Consider the following 15,013-nt stretch of genomic DNA (forward strand, 5'->3'; position numbering starts at 1 on the left):
ACTGCCGATGCAAGTTGTTCGGGACCCGGCGCAGTTTCCGGTTTTAGGCAAGGCCACCGTCACCACCGGCAGCTTCGACGGCGTGCACCTGGGCCACCAGCGCATTCTGGGGCGGCTGCGCGAGGTGGCCCGGCAGCACGGCGGCCCTACCGTGGTCATCACCTACTGGCCCCACCCGCGGCTGGTGCTGGGGCCGCCCCTCACCCACCCCGAGTGGCTGGAGCTGCGCCTGCTCAATACCCTCGACGAGCGGATTGAGAAGCTGGCCGGCTTTGGCGTCGACTACCTGCTCATCCTGCCCTTCACCCGCGCATTTGCGGCCCTTACCTCCGAGGAGTACATCCAGCAGATTCTGCTCGACACCGTGGGCACCAAGCAGCTGGTCATTGGCTACGACCACCGCTTCGGCAAAAACCGGGAGGGCGGCTTCGATTACCTCAGCCGGCACGCCGGCCGCTACGGGCTGAGCGTGGAGGAGATTCCGCGCGAGGACGTGGACGCGGTGGGCGTGAGCAGCACCCGCATCCGCCAGGCGTTGCTGGCCGGCGACGTGACGACGGCCAACCGCTACCTGGGCTACCACTACCCGCTCACCGGCCGCGTGGTGAAGGGCCAGCAGCTGGGCCGCACCATCGGCTACCCCACGGCGAACCTGGCGCTGGCCGAGCCGCTGAAGCTGGTGCCCGCCCGCGGCATTTACGCCGTGTGGGCCCGCACGGCGGCCGGCACCCGCCACCCGGCCATGCTCAGCATCGGCGTGCGCCCCACCATCGGCGAGGGCCTGGCCCAGACCATTGAAGTCAACCTGCTCGACTTCAGCGCCGACCTCTACGACCAGCTGCTCACCCTGGAGTTTGTGACCTGGCTGCGGGCCGAGGAGAAGTACGACGGCCTGCCCGCCCTCACCGCCCAGCTGGCGCGGGATGAGCAGGCTACCCGACTGGCCCTGCAGTAGGCAGCGCTGCGGCTGAGTGGCTGAGTGGTGCCACGACTTGGAGTCGTGGCACCACTTCGTTGCCCGACCTTGCTCATTGCTCATGGCTGATTCCTATCTTCCCGCTTCCAAAATTCCCCCACTCTCTATGATCAACAAAGTTGTAGCCGACGCCCAGGCCGCCCTGCACGGCCTCACCGACGGCATGACGCTGATGCTGGGCGGCTTCGGCCTCTGCGGCATTCCCGAAAACTCCATCCAGGAAGTCCTGCGCCTGGGCGTCAAGAACCTGACCTGCATCAGCAACAACGCCGGCGTCGACGACTTCGGCATCGGGCGGCTGCTGCAGACCAAGCAGGTGCGCAAGATGATTTCGAGCTACGTGGGCGAAAACGCCGAGTTTGAGCGCCAGCTGCTCAGCGGCGAGCTGGAGGTAGAGCTGATTCCGCAGGGCACCCTGGCCGAGCGGTGCCGGGCCGGCGGCGCGGGCATCCCGGCCTTTTTCACCCCGGCCGGCTACGGCACCGAGGTGGGCGAAGGCAAGGAAAGCCGGGAGTTCAACGGCAAGATGTACCTGCTCGAAACCGCCCTGCACGCCGATTTCGCCTTCGTGAAAGCCTGGAAGGGCGACACGGCCGGCAACCTGATCTACAAGGGCACCGCCCGCAACTTCAACCCCATGATGGCCACAGCCGGTAAAATCACGGTGGCGGAAGTGGAAGAGCTGGTGCCCGCCGGCGAGCTGGACCCCAACCAGATCCACACCCCCGGCATCTTCGTGCAGCGCATCTTCCAGGGCAAGGACTACGAAAAGCGCATCGAGCAGCGTACCGTTCGGGCCTAGTATAAACCAGAACGTCATTCCGAGCGAAGTCGAGGAATCTCGCGTGCTGATGTTAGATTACTAATCAACCGTCAGCACGCGAGATTCCTCGACTTCGCTCGGAATGACTCACAAAACAACGACTATGCTCGACAAACACGGCATCGCCAAGCGCATTGCCCAGGAAGTTCAGAACAACTCTTACGTCAACCTCGGCATCGGCATTCCGACCCTGGTGGCCAACTACATTCCCGCCGGCATCAACGTGGAATTGCAGTCCGAAAACGGGCTGCTGGGCATGGGCCCCTTCCCTACCGATGCCGAAGTAGACCCCGACCTGATCAACGCCGGCAAGCAAACCGTGACCACGCTGCCCGGCTCCAGCCTGTTTTCCTCGGCCGACTCGTTTGGCATGATCCGCGGCGAGCATGTGGACCTGACCATTCTGGGCGCCATGGAGGTGTCGGAAAACGGCGACATCGCCAACTGGAAGATTCCGGGCAAGATGGTCAAGGGCATGGGCGGGGCCATGGACCTGGTGGCCTCGGCCAAAAATATCATCGTGGCCATGCAGCACGTAGCCCGCGACGGCAGCTCCAAGCTGCTGCCCGCCTGCACGCTGCCCATCACGGGGCTGCGCTGCGTGAAGAAAATCGTGACCGAGCTGGCCGTGCTCGACGTGACCCCCGACGGCTTCGTGCTGCGCGAGCGGGCCCCCGGCGTCACGGTCGAGCAGATTCAGGCTGCCACCGCCGGCAAGCTGGTGATTCCGGCCGCCGGCGTACCGGAGATGCAAGGAGTGTAAACCGACTGTCATTGCGAGGACGAAGGACGAAGCAGTCCGTCCTGGACAATGAGCCAACCACTGTAAACGCAGAAAGTCCCGACGTACGCCAACGCCGGGGCTTTCTTTTGAAAAGGAGCTTTTCCCATTTCCGAGGACGGATTACTTCGTCCTTCGTCCTCGCAATGACACGTACTCCTTCGTATCTTCGGCACCCCTTGCCTCTACTGCCTATGAACCGCTCCTTCTACGCTACGCTGCTGCTTTTCACCAGCCTGACGGCCCGGGCCCAGTCGCCCGTCATCGACCGCACCGACATGCCCGCGCCGACCACCGCCGCGCCCGTCGACACGCTGCGGCTGAGCGTGGCTGGCCCGGGGCTGCCGGCCGGGGCGCCGCTGCTGAGCCAGCGCGGCCCCGCCCAAACCTGGAGCTACGCGGCCCTGACGCCGGTTTCCCAGCAAGTGGAGCGCTACGTAACGGTAAGCAGCGTCACGGCTACGGCTCCGCTGTACCTGCTTTACTTCGGCCCGTTGGGCGGCGTAAACCGGGCCACCGCGGCCTCGCCCCAGGCGCTGCCGCTGCCGCCCGGCGCGCCGGTTCAGGTCACCGATTCGTACCAGTTCTACAGCACCACGGCCGCCGCCGCGCCCGCGCAGGACTTCCGCTCGGTGGGCTTCGGGGCCAAGCTGGCCGGCACGCCCATCCCGGTCACCTACGCCAGCCAGGCCCAGCAGGACGTTATCTACCGCTTCCCCCTGAGCTACGCCAGCCCGCGCGACTCCAGCTCCTCGTTCTTCGCCACCCCGGCCGCGGCCAGCGCCGTGGGCTACCTGAGCCAGAAGCGCAAGCGCGTCAACCGGCCCGACGCCTGGGGTACGCTCATCACGCCCTTCGGCTCCTTTTCCACCGTGCGGGTGGTAACCACCCTCACCGACCACGACAGCGTGGCTTTCGGCGGCGGACCCGGCATCGGCTTCGACCTGCCCGTGACCCGGGAGTATAAGTGGCTGGCCAAAACCCACCACGTGCCCCTGCTCACCATCACCACCACCCTGGTGGGCAGCCAGGAAACCATCGTCAGCATCCGCTACCGCGACCGGTACCGCCGCATCGTGCCCCTGGCGGCGAAGCAGGAAGCGGCGGCGCTGGCCGGCGTCGGAGTGTATCCGAACCCGCTGGCCGCCGGGCCCCTGCACCTGACGGGCCTGCCCGGCACCGCCGCCCTGGTGCAGGCCACCGACCTGACCGGCCGCCGCCTGTTTGAATGGCCCCTGAAGGCCGGCCCGACCGAAGCGACCATTCCCGCCGCCGCACTCGGCTCTTTTCACGGCGTGGCCCTGCTGCGCATCCAGACCGCCCGGGCCGTAGTGGTGCGCCGGGTGGTACGGCAGTAAAAGACCGCGGCGTAAGCCGCGAATAACTCCCCCGCCGCCCCGCGTACCCGGTCCGAAAATCCGGCCACTGCCGCCGCAGGCCCAACCCAAACACGCTCCAAGCAGCAGGACGAGGCTGCTAGGCATTCTGCCAGCAGCGAAGAAGCGGGCGGAGCGCCCGAAGAGGCAAAATTAGCTGTAGCATGGCGCTTCGGTCGCTATGGCTGGCGCTTCGGCTGCTACGCCGGCCTCTTCGGTTGGGGCAGTTGGGGCTCCGGTCGGGGTGGCAGCGGCTTGGGTGGCGGCGGCCAGCGCTTCGGGCGGTACAGCTGGCGCTTCGGGCGGTACGGCCAGGGATTCGGGGCCGGCGGGCGGGCCTGCATAGGCCGCGCCGGCGCAGCAAATCGAGCCAATGCAAGCCACTTTTTTACCCCGGCCGTTATTCTGCCGTAAGATAGGCGCCCCGCCTACGGGCCGGGCTGGTATCTTTGCGCTTTCTCCCACGACTTCCTTTTTCTGCTTTATATGGCCACTTCCTCCTCCGCCAAGTCCGGCGGCAGCCACGCCAAAAAACAAGTTCTGCCCGGCGCCCCCAGTCCCACCGAGCTGCTCACCCCTACTGCCGTACCCGCCCACAAGCTGGTACTGCGCACCCTGCGTCGCTCCGACTTCAAGGCCGTGAAAGGCATCATGGACAAGGTATACTCCAACATGGAGGGCGCCTGGTCGGCCGAGGAGTTTGGGGCCCTGGTGCGCAAATTCCCCGAGGGCCAGATCTGCATCGAGGACAACGGGCTGGTAGTAGCCGCCGCCCTGGCCATCACGGTGCAGTACTCCGACTTCGGCGACAAGCACACCTACGCCAAAATCACCGGCAACGGCAAGTTCAACACCCACAACCCCGACGGCGACACGCTCTACGGCGTCGACGTATTCGTGGACCCCGAGTACCGCAGCCTGCGCCTGGGCCGCCGCCTCTACGACGCGCGCAAGGAGCTCTGCGAAAACCTGAACCTGCGCGCCATGGTTGCCGGGGGCCGGATTCCGGGCTACGCCGCCTACGCCAACGAGATGACGCCGGCCAAGTACGTGGAGATGGTGCGCAACAAGGAAATCACCGACCCCATCCTCACCTTCCAGCTCAGCAACGAGTTTCACGTCCGCAAAATCATCCGCGGCTACCTGCCCTACGACTCCGAAAGCAAGGCCTTTGCCACCCTGCTCGAATGGCTGAACGTGTACTACGAGGAGGAGGAAAAGCTCATCGGCAACCAGAAAAGCAACGTCCGCATCGGCATTGTGCAATGGCAGATGCGCGCCACCCGCAGCCTGGAAGATTTGCTCCAGCAGATTGAGTTCTTCGTCGATACCGTCTCGGGCTACAAGTCCGACTGCGTGCTGTTTCCCGAGTTCTTCAATGCCCCGCTCATGGCCCTCACCAACGAGGACTCGCCGGCGGTGGCCATCCGGGCCATGGCGGCCTTCACCGAGCCCATCAAAACCAAGATGATGGAGCTGGCCGTGAGCTACAACATCAACATCGTGGCCGGCTCGATGCCGGTCTACGAGGACGGCAAGCTCTTCAACGTGGCCTACCTGTGCCGCCGTGACGGCACCGTCGACGAGCAGTACAAGCTGCACGTAACCCCCGACGAGGCCAGCTACTGGGGCATGCGCGGCGGCGACAAGCTCAAGTGCTTCGACACCGACTTCGGCAAAATCGGCATCCTGGTGTGCTACGACGTGGAGTTCCCCGAGCTGGCCCGCATGCTAAGCGACGAGGGCGTGAAAATCCTGTTCGTGCCCTTCTGGACCGACACCAAGAACTCCTACCAGCGGGTGCGCATCTGCGCCCAGGCCCGGGCCATCGAAAACGAGTGCTACGTGGCCATCACCGGCTCGGTGGGCAACCTGCCCCGGGTCGAGAACATGGACATCCAGTACTCGCAGAGCGCCGTGTTCAGCCCCTCCGACTTCGCCTTCCCCCACGACGCCATCGTGGCCGAAGCCACGCCCAACACGGAGATGACCCTGATTGCCGACCTCGACCTGGACCTGCTCAAGGACCTGAACACCAGCGGGGCCGTGCGCAACCTGCGCGACCGGCGCAAAGACCTCTACTCGCTGAGCTGGACGATCAAGAAGTCGGACCGCGACGACGAGCTGCTGGAGCAGGGCGTCGACCGCCTGCCCAAAACCAGCCGGCGCAAGGCCATTGCGGCGGGGTAGGTTTGTAAATGAGCAAGTAAAAGGCTCCGTATCTGGCCAGGATGCGGAGCCTTTTTTGTGGGCGTGCCGTTGCTCGGCTCGGCCGAGTGACTGCGGGCTTGAGCAGCCGGGCTGCGAACCCGGCCATGCCATCAGAACGGCCGAACGGCGCGGGACGCTCGGGGCCGAGTCGCTCCGGCGTAGTCGTCACCCGGCCCGGCCGAGCGACGCATGGGGGAGCCTACACCCTGGCCCGAGGCGGCAGTTCACGAAACTCATCTCCTTTTAGCATTTCGTGAACGTTGAAAGGTGAACGAGTTTCTTAAACCCAATCCGGGCAACAGGCCACCTTTAACAGGTTACTAAGCATCCATAGGTAGCGGTTCAGTGAAAAGAGGATTTTAATTGCCGGCCCCGGCGCGTCACTGCCCAAACCATATATAGCCGGCAACTGCCCCCTTCAGTACCTATGTCCTTGACTTCGTCGTTTTTTGCCGGTTCAGCGGCTCGGTTTCGGGGGAGTGCCTGTGCGGCTTATTCGCTATCTTGTGGTTTTCAGCAGCTTTTCTCTATTCGGCCGGTTTTGTCTACAGTACCTCAAACGCCGACCTTGTTGTCGCGCCTGCGCAGCGAAACCCGCCCCCAGCACGAGGCCCTGGAGCAGCACGCCTTCAACCAAGCCCTGACGGCGGGCACCCTGACCGCCCCGACAACGGCACATTTTCTGGCCAAGATGTACGGGTTCTTAGTGCCCTACGAAATCGCGCTGCAACAGCACGCGGCGGCGTTTTCGCCGGCCTGGGAAGTGCCCGAGCGGCTGCGGGCCCACCTGATTCTGGAGGACTTGGCGTTGCCCGAAGCCGCGCCCGGCCTGCCGCTGTGCCCGGCCATGCCGCCGCTGCACACGCGGCTGCAGCTGTTGGGCGCTATGTACGTAATGGAGGGCTCGACGCTGGGCGGGCAGGTCATCACCCGGCAGCTGGCGCAGGCGGGCATTCCGCTGCGCGCCTACTTCACGGGCTATGGCGCACGAACCGGGCCGCGGTGGAAAACGTTTTGCCAATTGCTGACGGAAGCGGCCCCCGCGGCCGCCGACCAGGACGAGATTGTGGCTTCGGCCCGCCTTACTTTTCAACAACTTGACCAGTGGATAACCCAACCGTGAGCGCGGCCGACGTGGCGATGCTCCGCGTGCCCATTACCCTCACCAACTGCGACCGGGAGCCGATTCACCTGCCGGGGGCCATTCAGCCCTACGGCTTTCTGCTGTGCCTGGACCCGGCCACCCGCCGCATCGTGCAGGCCAGCGCCAACACCGAAACCCTGATTGGCCGGGCCGCCGAGGGCTTGCTGCACGGCGGCCTCGACCAGCTGCTGGGACCCGATAAGCTGGCCGAAATCGGAACCTTGCTTGAGGGGCTCACCCAGGCGCCGAAGCTGCTGGGCGCACGGCTCGAACTGGTGGCGGGGCAACCGTTCTACAAAATCATCCTGCACCGCTACGACGACCTGCTGTGGCTGGAGTTTGAGCCGGTGGCCGAAACTGACGCTGCCACGCTCGACCTGTCCTTCCTGAACGCGGCCCTGGGCCAGATGCTGGCCGCCGGCAAGGTGCAGGAGTTTTGCCAGCACGCCGTGGACCAGGTGCGCGCCATCACGGGCCTGGACCGGGTGGCCATCTACCAGTTTGCGGCCGACGAGAGCGGCGAAATCGTGGCCGAGGCCATCCGCGAAGATTTGGCGCCCTGGCTGGGGCTGCACTACCCGGCCTCCGACATTCCGCAGCAGGCGCGGGCCATGTACCTGAAGAACTGGCTGCGCTTCATCCCGGACGCCGGCTACGAGCCCGTGCCGCTGGTGCCAGTGAACAACCCGGTGACCCACCGGCCGCCCGACATGACCCACGCGGTGCTGCGCAGCGTGTCGCCGTTCCACCTGGAGTACCTGCACAACATGGGCACGGCGGCCACCATGACCATCTCGCTCATTCACCGGGGACGACTCTGGGGCATGATTACCTGCCACCACCTCACGCCCCGGCTGGTGAGCTACGAGCTGCGCGAGCTGTGCCAGTTCATCGGCAAAACGTTTTCGGCACTGCTGCCCAGCAAGCTGCAGCACGACGAGGACGACTACCAGCTGCGCATCCACACGCAGCAGGCCAAGCTGTTCGAGCACGTGTCGGCCCACGCTAATTTCGTGGACGGCCTGCACCAGGAGGCCCCCACGGTGAAGGACGTGTTCGAGTGCGGCGGGGCGGCCATCTGCTTCGACGACGATATGGTGACGGTGGGCGCCACGCCCACGCAGCCCCAGATTCGGGAGCTGCTGGACTGGCTGCAGGCCAATGCCAAGACGGACGTTTTTCACACCAACTCCTACGCCGCCCTCAACCCGGACGGACTGGCGTTGCGGGCCACGGCCAGCGGCTTCATTGCCGCTTCCCTCACCGACGCGCCCGACAACTACCTGCTCTGGTTCCGGCCCGAGGTGGTGGAAACCGTGACCTGGGCCGGCCAGCAGGAAAAGCCGCAGGTGCTGATTGACGGACAGGTATTTCTCTCGCCCCGGCAGTCGTTTGAGGCCTGGAAAGAGCTGGTCGAAAACACCGCCGCGCCGTGGAAGCCCGTGGAAATCGCGGCGGCCCGCGACATCCGCCTGCACATCTCTGACCTGCGCCTCAAGGTCTTCAACGAGCTGCAGGCCCGCGCCCAAAGCCTGGCCCGCCTCAACACAGAGCTGGAGCGCAGCAACGACGAGCTCGACTCGTTTGCCTACGTGGCCTCGCACGATTTGAAGGAGCCCCTGCGCGGCATCCACAACTACTCGCTGTTTTTGCTCGAAGACTACGCCGACCGCCTCGACGCGGAGGGCGTGCACAAGCTCGAAACCCTGGTGCGCCTCAGCCAGCGCATGGAGGGCCTGATTGAGTCGCTGCTGCAGCTCTCGCGCGTGGGCCGCACCGATCTGGTGGTGGCCGACGTGGACCTGAACGCGGTGCTGGCCGAAGTGGCCGAGCTGCTGCAGCCGCGCTTCGAGCAAACCCACACCACCCTCACGGTGGCCGGGCCCTTGCCCACCGTGCGCGCCGACGGGGTACGGCTGCAGGAAGTGTTCCACAACCTGATTAGCAACGGCATGAAGTACAACGACCAAGCGGCCAAAACCGTAGACGTGGGCCTGGCCCCGCCGGAAGCCACGGCCGGCGCCGCGCGGTCCACCCCGTCCGGCGAGTTTTACACTTTTTACGTACGCGACAACGGCATTGGCATCGACGCCCGGCACCAAACCAGCATCTTCAAGCTCTTCAAGCGCCTCCACGCCCAGGACAAGTACGGCGGGGGTACCGGCGCGGGCCTGGCCATTGCCAAGAAGATGGTGGAGAAGCACGGCGGCCGCCTGTGGGTGGAGTCAGCCCCCGGGCAGGGGGCCACGTTTTATTTCACACTTCCCCAATCGTTGTAAGTGGTAAACTATCCCCTCCGTCCCCTGCTCGTGGTGGAAGACAACGCCGAGGACTTCACGGCCCTGAGCCGCGTGTTTCGCAAGCTGGGCCTGCCCAATCTGGTGGTGCGGTGCGAAGACGGCGACCAGGCCCTGGCCTACCTGCAGGGGCACGGCCAGGCCGCGGACTGGCCCGGCGCGCTGCCCGCCCTGGTGCTGCTCGACCTGAACCTGCCGGGCACCGACGGGCGCACGGTGCTCGAAACCCTGAAGAAAGACCCCACGCTGCAGGCCCTGCCGGTGGTGGTGCTCAGCACCTCGTCGAGCACCCGCGACGTGGAGCACTGCTACCAGCTGGGTGCCAACGGCTACCTCACCAAGCCCATTCAGTTCGCCGCGCTGGAAGCCAAGCTCAAGGTCACCATGCAGTACTGGCTGGAGGCTTCCGAATTACCCCAAATTAATTAAGCCCGCGCCAGTGAAAAAGATACTACTGGTCGACGATAACGAGCAGGACCGCACCCTGTACCGGCGCTACCTGAGCAAGTCCGAAGGGCACGAGCGGCTGGAGATTCGCGAAGCCGCCACCGGCGCCGAGGCCCGGGCCGAATTCGCGGCCTACCGGCCCGACTGCGTGCTGCTGGACTACAACCTACCCGACACCGACGGCCTGGACCTGCTGGCCGAATTGGTGGCCCTGGCCCCGCCCGAAACCCTGTGCGTGGTGATGATAACCGGCGTCGGCAGCGAGGGGCTGGCCGTGCGCGCCCTCAATACCGGCGCTCTCGACTACCTGGTGAAGCAGCAGTTCGACCAGGGCATGCTGGTGAAAACGGTGCTGCACGCCATCGAAAAAAACGAGTGGCGGCAGTACGTGGCTTCGTACCACGACGAGCTGCGCGGCGTGAACCAGCAGCTGCGCGACTCGCTGGACGAGCTGCGGAGCACGCGCGGGGAAGTTCTCGCCAAAAACACCCAGCTCACCAGTGCCAACGCCCAGCTCACGGCCGCCAACCTGGACCTGGACAACTTCGTGTACGCTGCCAGCCACGACCTCAAGCAGCCGGTCAACAACCTGCGCGGCCTCTTCGACGAGCTGCGCCGCACCGCCACCTTCCACGACCCCGAGGAAGCCCAGGTGCTGCGGCTGGTGCAGGCCTCGCTGCAGGAGCTGAGCACCACCATCACCGACTTGGCCTCCGTGGTGCAGGAAGAGCGCCCTACCGGCCGCCAGCACACCGAAACCGTGCACCTGGCCGACGTGGTGGCGGAAGTAACCCAGGCCCTGAGCCGCGAAGTACAGGCCACCCAGGCCCGTATCAGCACGGATTTGGCCGCCCTGCCCGAGCTGCAGTACGTGCGCAGCAACCTGCGCACCATCTTGCTGAACCTGCTGGCCAACTCTCTGAAATACCACCATCCCGACCGCCTCCCGCAGGTGCAGGTGCGCGCCCGCCATGAAGCCGGCCACCCCGTGCTCGAAGTGCAGGACAACGGCCTGGGCATCGACCTGGACCGCTACGGCCCCGAGCTGTTTCACTTGTTCCGGCGCTTCCACCCGGAGGCCGCAGCCGGCACCGGCGTGGGCCTGTTCCTGGTCAACCGGCTGGTGCTGGCCCACGGCGGCCGCATCGAGGTGACCAGCGTGGCGGGCCACGGCACCACCTTTCGGCTGTACCTGTAAGGTGCGGTGACTGCGGGTCCTAACCCTGGACGGAAGACACAGCGGCAGCCCGTCCGTCCTGTTTACGGCTCAAGTACCTGCAAGCAGCACCGCACAGGGCGCGTCTACAGGGCCCAACAGCGTTCACGAAAACGGTCCAAATAGCGAAAGGAGGGTTAAAAGGCGCTTCCTATCAGGCTCGCGTTCTTACCTTCCCGTTTGGTTGCGTCGCTTTCCTTGTTCCTACCCATCTCAAGCACCCCCTCCGCATGGATTACACGGTTTCCCCGGAAAGAGCCGCTCTGTTAGCCGAAAAATTCTTTGAGTTCAGCTTCGACGACCGCAAGCCCGACCGGGCTTTCTTCGAGACCATCACCAACCCGGTGGAACTGCACCTGATTGCCGGGAATTACAACTGGGACGACGGGTCCGAGGTCTTGACGTGGATTGTGGACAGCCCCCGCTGCGACAAGGCCACTGCCGTCATGCTGTTTTGGCACGCGCAGCCGAGTTATTACACGCAGTTTTCCAGTCAGAAAGAGGCGGCGTGGGACAAGGACGTGTTCCGGCTGCTGCGCCGCATCTTGAAAAACGTGGCCTCCGGTTTCTACCAAACGGCCTTGATTGCCTACGACCCACGGACAGACCCCAAAGCCGAGGGGGTGGACGAAATCGACCCGAAGGCCAAGTGGAGCATTCCGGACGTGCTCAAGCAGCCCTTGGATGGGCCGCTGGTGGTCGAGTTGGAGTAAAGGCCCTGCTCTTGGTCCAGCAACCTACTTCGTGTGGGAGCGGAGCATGTTTAGGAAAACGGTCGTGGCTGTTGCAGAACACTTCCAAGGACTTGAAAAGCTGCCTGAGCCGGTGTCAAACAACTAAAAAGGCTTGGAAAACGGCCCTTTCAGGCAGGTGCGGGCGCGGCAAACCCATTGGCGGGGCCTGGCGCAGGGTTCCGCAACAGCCCCGGTCCAAATAGAGAATGGAGAGTACAGCGGCTTCGCCACTGCTATAAGAAGGCCTTGTTGAACCCGCCAAACCGGGTCAGACCAGGGCAGCGACCACTCAGGCTGAGACCCTGAACCAACGAATCAGAAAGGCCTGCCCCCGCACCATGAAAATACTCTTGAGTTGCCTGTTTTTTTTCAATGTCCTGTGTTTCGTGCTTTTCGCCTTGGATAAGCGTAAAGCCCAACGCGCCCAGCGGCGCATTGCCGAAAAAACGCTGCATCTGGCGACGCTGCCAGGCGCGGCGCCCGGCGCGTGGGCAGCTATCGTGCTGCTGCGCCATAAAAACCGCAAAGCCGCTTTCTGGGGCATCACCCTGGTGCTGACGCTGCTGCAAGGGGCAGTGCTCTATTTCACGTGGCCCTATTTTCGGGCGCAGCTGTAGCCGCGTACAACGGCTGCCGGCGGGCAGCTTCGGTCCCTGGGTGCGCCCGCTGGCTGGCCACGCCCTCGGCGGTGGCCTCGATACGAACAACTTGATTAACCACACGGCTACAGAACCAGGGGAAAGCGGGTTGGGCAGTGCCAGCATCTCCGGCAGCTTCGCAGGACGGTACTACCCGACTCGGGCAGCAGGTCCGCCCCTGTCCGCCTTGGAATTGGTCCGTGAAACGGTCTGACTAGCAAAAGGAGGGTATATTGAAGGTCACCCATCCTATCTTTCTGTCTGTTGATACCCCGCTCCGTTCCTGCTCTTGCCTTGTTCATTACGCTGTCCGGCGCGTGCCAGAGCCCAGAACATGCAGCCGGTGGCGTGTGTACCGGTTTCGGTCTGGTACGCTGCCCACTACCTTTCCCCTGCGGGAGTACCCGCTGGTGGATGCCCTTGTGCCGCGAGCAGGTCGCGTGGTCCGTGGCGGGCTCCGGCCGGCTGGTAATGGGCAACGCCCAGGGCCAGCGTACCGTTGCTGCCTTTGCCCAGCGGGGCAACACGCTGACGCTCATCTTTCCTGGACACGCCCCCCAGCGCGTTGTGATGCGGCCCCAAGGAACTGATACGATGACGTTGCGAACCCTGAAGCCGCCCCAAACCGACATCTACTTGGCCCGGGTGGCGAGCCCGCCCACTCCCTGAGGCCTGCCACGACTACTATCCAACCTTCCTGCTGGTTCAAGAAAATGGTGGGTAAGATACAGCACCCTGCCCAAAGTGCCCCTCCCATTTCCCGCGTACCGGGGACACATGCGCCTCGCCCTGGCGCGCGTTTCGCGTCGCTCGTGCCCAGCCACAACGGGGTGCTGGTCGCCTCCCGGTTGCGCCGGCGGCAAACCGGGGCCGCGCCGATAGGAAGGTAGCGACGCCCACTTGCGTCTTATCGGCCGCGCCCTGGTACTGTCGTTCAACGACGAGACGCAAGTAGGCGTCTCTACCCCACCATGCCCAGCGCAGGCAAACCCATTGCCTGCGCTGTATACTTTTCTTATCTTCACTTACTGAAAGTATACATGGCTTGTATACTTTACATGAGCACGACAGGCAAAAGTATACAGTCTTGAAACCTCCGAATCCTGCATCTGACTCCGCCGTGGCCGCTGTCCGGGCACACTTCCACCTCACCCAGGTTGAAATAGCCGCTTGGCTTGGCGTAACCAAGGCCCAGGCCAACCACCTCGAAGCCGGCCGCCGCATCCTCAACGAAGCCGCCGCCGAAGCCCTGGCCCCGCTGCTGCGGCAGCTGCCCCCGCCCGGCCCCGCCCCGGCCGCCCTGCGCCTAGATTCGGCAGCTCCGGCTCCTCCCCTGGCCCTGGCCCCGCCCGAAGCCGCCCCGCTGCTCGCCCGCCTCGACTACTGCCAGCACCACGCCCGCCGCCTGCGCCGCCTGCTGCGCCCCCTCACGGCCCGGGCCGCCGTGGCCGCCCGCTGGGCCGTGGCCCTGCCCGCCCTGCGCGCCGCCCTGCCCCCCGACCCCGGCCCGGCCGCCCAGCCCGACCCGGCCCGCGACTGGCCCGGCTGGCTCAGCTGGCACCGCCACCGCTGGCTCGACCAGCGCCCCACCGTTCTGCCCCCCCACCTGAGCGCCCGCTACCACCTGCTGCGCCTGCAGGCCGAGGCCCTCGAAGCCGAAGCCGCCGCCCTGGCTGCCCTGCTGCCCCCGGCGTAAGCAAAGTACTGCGGCTAAGGGGCGAAGCCAGCAGTAAGATGTGCCATCGCAACCCGGAGGCACGCAATAAACGCCTGGGCCAGCGTTAGCAAGCCAGCGCCCAGGGTTGGGCGTCATGTTCCATCATTCACCTTATTTATTATGACGTACGACGTGAACACCCTCAAAACCCGGGCGCAATGCCTGCAGGCCAAAGCCAAGCTGGAAGCCGAGCTGGACGGCTTCCAGAACCGCGACCAGAACCTGGGCTTCCAGGACCGCCAAGCCGGCCGCGCCGACGCCTCCACCGCCGCGCGCCTGGCCACAGCCACCAACCAGGTAACCTACCTGACCGGCCAGCTGGCCCGCACCGACCTGGACCCCACCGACCGCCAGCGCTACGAAGACCAGCTGCTGACGGCCAACTACCAGAAATCCCGCCTCACCAACCGCACTGCCGATAGCGGCGGCGTGGCCACCTTCCTGGCCGACGTCGACACCGACCAGATCGACAGTCAGGTCACGATTCTGAGCGGGGCCATTGCCGCCGTGCAGGCCCGCCACGACGCGCTGCCCGCCTAGCCGGGTAGTACTGTCTCGTCCGGCTATATGTTGACATGAATAAGGCAAGGGCCCCGCTCGGATTTTCCGGCGGGGCTTTTTCCTTGCGAATGGACTTGATTGGGGGTTAAGTA

Annotated in this window: 14 protein-coding genes; all 14 read left to right on the plus strand. The window is 64.8% G+C overall.

Going from position 1 to position 15,013, the window contains the following annotated elements; translation table 11 throughout:
* Positions 1-7: 7 nt before the first annotated feature.
* Complete coding sequence (locus ABD842_RS15310) at positions 8-955, plus strand: bifunctional riboflavin kinase/FAD synthetase (RefSeq protein WP_345115751.1); 948 nt, start codon at positions 8-10, stop codon at positions 953-955.
* A gap of 127 nt (positions 956-1,082) precedes the next feature.
* The gene (locus ABD842_RS15315; RefSeq protein WP_345115754.1) at positions 1,083-1,778 is read left to right on the plus strand and encodes a CoA transferase subunit A; all 696 of its coding nucleotides are present in this window, start codon (positions 1,083-1,085) and stop codon (positions 1,776-1,778) included.
* 124 nt (positions 1,779-1,902) lie between these two features.
* Positions 1,903-2,562, plus strand: coding sequence for a 3-oxoacid CoA-transferase subunit B (locus tag ABD842_RS15320; RefSeq protein ID WP_345115784.1), 660 nt, complete (start codon positions 1,903-1,905; stop codon positions 2,560-2,562).
* Between the two features lie 212 nt (positions 2,563-2,774).
* Positions 2,775-3,938 (plus strand): hypothetical protein, encoded by a 1,164-nt coding sequence (locus tag ABD842_RS15325; protein ID WP_345115756.1) that lies wholly within the window; start codon positions 2,775-2,777, stop codon positions 3,936-3,938.
* A gap of 669 nt (positions 3,939-4,607) precedes the next feature.
* Complete coding sequence (locus tag ABD842_RS15330; RefSeq protein WP_425553197.1) at positions 4,608-6,146, plus strand: carbon-nitrogen hydrolase family protein; 1,539 nt, start codon at positions 4,608-4,610, stop codon at positions 6,144-6,146.
* Positions 6,147-6,708: 562 nt separating this feature from the next.
* Positions 6,709-7,290: a biliverdin-producing heme oxygenase gene (locus ABD842_RS15335; RefSeq protein ID WP_345115761.1), complete on the plus strand. Its 582-nt coding sequence runs from the start codon at positions 6,709-6,711 to the stop codon at positions 7,288-7,290.
* A complete protein-coding gene (locus tag ABD842_RS15340; RefSeq protein ID WP_345115764.1) occupies positions 7,272-9,590 on the plus strand; it encodes an ATP-binding protein in 2,319 nt (772 codons plus the stop codon). Before ABD842_RS15335 ends, ABD842_RS15340 begins: the two co-directional genes overlap by 19 nt.
* Positions 9,591-10,037: a response regulator gene (locus ABD842_RS15345; RefSeq protein WP_345115767.1), complete on the plus strand. Its 447-nt coding sequence runs from the start codon at positions 9,591-9,593 to the stop codon at positions 10,035-10,037.
* A gap of 10 nt (positions 10,038-10,047) precedes the next feature.
* Entirely contained in the window at positions 10,048-11,253 is a 1,206-nt protein-coding gene (locus tag ABD842_RS15350; RefSeq protein WP_345115769.1) for a sensor histidine kinase, read from the plus strand.
* Between the two features lie 248 nt (positions 11,254-11,501).
* On the plus strand, positions 11,502-11,984 hold the full coding sequence (locus ABD842_RS15355; RefSeq protein ID WP_345115771.1) for a DUF4274 domain-containing protein: 483 nt from the start codon (positions 11,502-11,504) through the stop codon (positions 11,982-11,984).
* A gap of 359 nt (positions 11,985-12,343) precedes the next feature.
* A complete protein-coding gene (locus tag ABD842_RS15360) occupies positions 12,344-12,622 on the plus strand; it encodes a DUF1294 domain-containing protein (RefSeq protein ID WP_345115774.1) in 279 nt (92 codons plus the stop codon).
* Positions 12,623-13,057: 435 nt separating this feature from the next.
* Entirely contained in the window at positions 13,058-13,312 is a 255-nt protein-coding gene (locus ABD842_RS15365) for a hypothetical protein (protein ID WP_345115776.1), read from the plus strand.
* Positions 13,313-13,763: 451 nt separating this feature from the next.
* Positions 13,764-14,339: a hypothetical protein gene (locus tag ABD842_RS15370; protein WP_345115779.1), complete on the plus strand. Its 576-nt coding sequence runs from the start codon at positions 13,764-13,766 to the stop codon at positions 14,337-14,339.
* A 141-nt stretch (positions 14,340-14,480) separates the two neighbouring features.
* On the plus strand, positions 14,481-14,900 hold the full coding sequence (locus tag ABD842_RS15375) for a hypothetical protein (RefSeq protein WP_345115782.1): 420 nt from the start codon (positions 14,481-14,483) through the stop codon (positions 14,898-14,900).
* The last annotated feature ends 113 nt before the right edge of the window (positions 14,901-15,013 follow it).

Origin of the sequence: Hymenobacter algoricola (genome assembly GCF_039539525.1) — a bacterium.
Classification (GTDB): Bacteria; Bacteroidota; Bacteroidia; order Cytophagales; family Hymenobacteraceae; genus Hymenobacter; species Hymenobacter algoricola.